The organism is Bacillus sp. S4, from assembly GCF_040838205.1.
GTDB classification, from domain to species: Bacteria; Bacillota; Bacilli; order Bacillales; family Bacillaceae_G; genus Bacillus_A; species Bacillus_A cereus_U.
Genome location: NZ_JBFPJI010000348.1, coordinates 1 through 3,268, shown reverse-complemented (window position 1 = coordinate 3,268; position 3,268 = coordinate 1). Strand labels below are relative to the sequence as shown.

Here is a 3,268-nt window from a genome sequence, read left to right as displayed (position 1 = left end):
ATGTACACATGTACATTTTTACACTTGTGTACATGTGTACATGGAAGAAGTTTTGTTGAAATTCTTTGTTTACAAACAAAAAAACTTATTGTAACGTTATAGACAACAAGTTTTCTCAACGCAATTCGATTTAGTTTGATATTATACATAAGAAATTCGTAAGAATTTGTAGGATATATATAAGACACATAAACATAAAAAAACAAATAAAAAAAGAACGGCTGTCTACTTGAGATTTGGAAGATCTCAAACACGACAGAGGAAGTAGATCTGCTGGAAACATTTCTACTTCTTGGTGAATACAATTTGCTGGAAACATCTTGTATTCCATTTACGTCACTGCACTACCAGTGAGTAAACTTCCCAAACCGTTCTAGTTAACTATGCTATTGAGATATTAAATATCTCTTATTAGTATAGTTAATTAGTGTAGATTTGTAAAGATAGAACCCCCTATTTAAGTGCATCTATAAGCGTATTTAATTATGGATTTTTCTACCTTTGTATACAATTCGGGAAGTCTATTTATTTAGGTGAGCAGTGATATAACTGCTCACCTTTTTTTGTTGTCTTAAATCTAGTAGAAAGGAGATCCAACATGAATACAGTACAGAAAGCTATTAATCTTATACTTCATAAAGGTTTACGAAAATATAAATCTAAAAACTCACAAGCTGCATTAGTATCTATTACAAAACAAGAGAAATTTGAAAACAAAATGCTGAATGGTAAGAAGAATAAAAAAGGATCTATTTTTATTACTCGTAAAAAAGCTGATTTAAGCGCACCTTTTGGTACAAGAGGGGTAGTATTATCATCTGAGGAAGCTACACTGGATCATGTTGGACAAGCTTCTCACTGGACTCCTAATGTATATAATTTTGGTACATATAGCGAGAATGGTCTTCGTACAATCGTTGGGCATACAGAAAAGAACTTACAGCAAATTAATTGCTTCGTAATCGACATTGATTCAAAGACATTCCCAATGACAGCTATTAACGATGTTGCGTTAAATGCTGGTTTTGGTGTGCCGACTATGATCCTTCAAACTACAAAGGGTTACCAAGTATATTATGTGCTAGATAAAGCTGTATATGTAACAAATAAAAAGAACTATATCGCTATTAAATCAGCAAAAAGAATCTCTCAAAACTTGAGAGAAATGTTTGCTGTAAGCCTACCACAAGTAGATTTAACATGTAATCACTTCGGATTCTTCAGAATGCCTTCAGAAGAGAATATCATTATGTTCTTTGAGGGAAATGTATATTCTTTCAAGGAGCTGCAGGAATGGAGCAAGAGACAAGATGATAACAAAGGCAAAGAATTTTTCGCAATTCCAGGTAAAAATAACGTAATTGAAACACCATTTTCTAAAAACAAACCTGTAGAGCAACCGAAACAGGTTGAAGAAGCGTGGTTTAAACAAGTTATTAATTGCACGAATATAGCGCCACAACAAACAAAAGCAGGGCGAAACAATGCAATTTTCACTCTGTCATTAGCATGTTTTCAAAGTGAAGTGTCAATTAAAGAAGCACTAGATATGATGGATCAGTTTAATAGTAACCTGGAACAACCTTTAGATCATGTTGAAGTTAGAGGGATTGTCATGTCTGCATATTCAGGGAAGTACCAGGCTGCACATAAAGATTATATTGATCGTCTACTTCAAACATATGCGACACCTGGACAAGTGAATTCTTTCAGATCTCCTGCTGCGTTTTGGAGAAAGCATAAGAAACAGCGTGTTGATCGAGTACGTTCACATTGGCATGAGTGGGAAGCGGATATTATCGCTTTCTTATCAATGCATTCTAAAAACAAGCCTGTGTTATACTTTACACAATCAGAACTATGTGAAGAACTAAATATCCCTAGAAGTACATTAAACACTGTTTTGAAGAAGAGTAATAAAATATACAAAACTGTTGAGGGCAAAGGGAAAACGGCAAAAACTGGACTATCAACAATTGGAATGTTAATTTCATTTGCATTACGTGAAAAAGGGCAAAAAAGAGAGAGTTATTCAAGCTATTTAAACGAGCTGTTTCCCCAAATAGGTAATATCTTTCTACAAGCAAAGAACGATAGCGCTATGGCAGAAGAAACCGTGTCATATAGCCTAATCGAAGGGCTACCAGCTGGTTAATTTTTAATTGTTCACTGTGCCAATACATAATTATATCTACGATACATCTTTCGGAGAGCTAGCTATAGCGTTATACGATTAATACTTACAGAGTTACTTCTTGCTAGGGGGATATTTTAAGTTATTTAGAGTTCTATACTCATTATGGTATGTGAAATTGTATAGACTGTTTTAGAAATTTATTCTATTGGTGGTGTGCTATATGGGTAAAAATTATTCTGTAGATCGTGATAAAAAGGGACGTTATAGACATTCTTATGTATTCATGAGGGGGACTGATGTAGAGATTAAGTTACTTGGTCATGAAGGTTTGTTAAAAGGGAAAGTTACAACAATTGAGGAATATTATTGTGTTTTAGATATGGTGGGGGACGGTGATCCTTATCAGATAATTGTTAATTTTGCAGAAGTAAAATATATAAGACATAAAGAGTTTGTGTCAGTTGAAGAAAGATCACCTAATTATACGCCTGAAGATAAGAAAACGTCATTTGTGTTTGAGATAGGGGAAAATATAGTTTGTGCGTTTAAAGATGGTAAGCGTATGAAAGGATTTGTATTATTTGAGGGAGCCTATTATCTGTATATCAAAACAGAGAAGGGCAATTTCTGTACGATTATGAAGAGTGCTTTATCTTATATTGCACATGGTAAACATACTGCATTGTTAGAGACAAATGATTTTTATACAGAGGAAATGAAAGCAGCTGGTCATATAAAACCAACGGAGTATGTTTTATATGTAGGGGATATAATTACAGTATTTTTTGCTAATGGTAAAAGCGTGACCGGTGTAGTTCTTGATGAATGTAAGTATTGGCTATTACTACAGTCTGAGAAGCTTCAAATTACTGTTTTAAAAGGCAGCTATTCTTATTTTAAGCATTAAAACTATGAGAATAAGCCGTTCTTGTACCAGGCTAATAAGAGATTAAAAAAGCAATTGAGGAAGTAGGATTTTATTTGATGATTAGATCGGTCAACATAATTCTTTTTTAGAGATGTAAATTATAATGGAGGGGTGGAAAAGAGACTTAGCTTGATATTATCCCCTTTAAGTAGACAGTGTAAAAAGACCATGTACATACATGGTCTTTTTACACTGTCTACTTA

General features: G+C 33.6%; 1 protein-coding gene and 1 pseudogene. Both read left to right on the top strand.

What is annotated here, in order from left to right:
* Positions 1 to 598 precede the first annotated feature (598 nt).
* Positions 599 to 2,155: a replication initiation protein RepS gene (gene repS, locus AB3X48_RS19835; RefSeq protein ID WP_016104017.1), complete on the top strand. Its 1,557-nt coding sequence runs from the start codon at positions 599 to 601 to the stop codon at positions 2,153 to 2,155.
* 202 nt (positions 2,156 to 2,357) lie between these two features.
* Positions 2,358 to 3,110, top strand: a pseudogene (locus tag AB3X48_RS19830) (hypothetical protein).
* Positions 3,111 to 3,268: the final 158 nt, after the last annotated feature.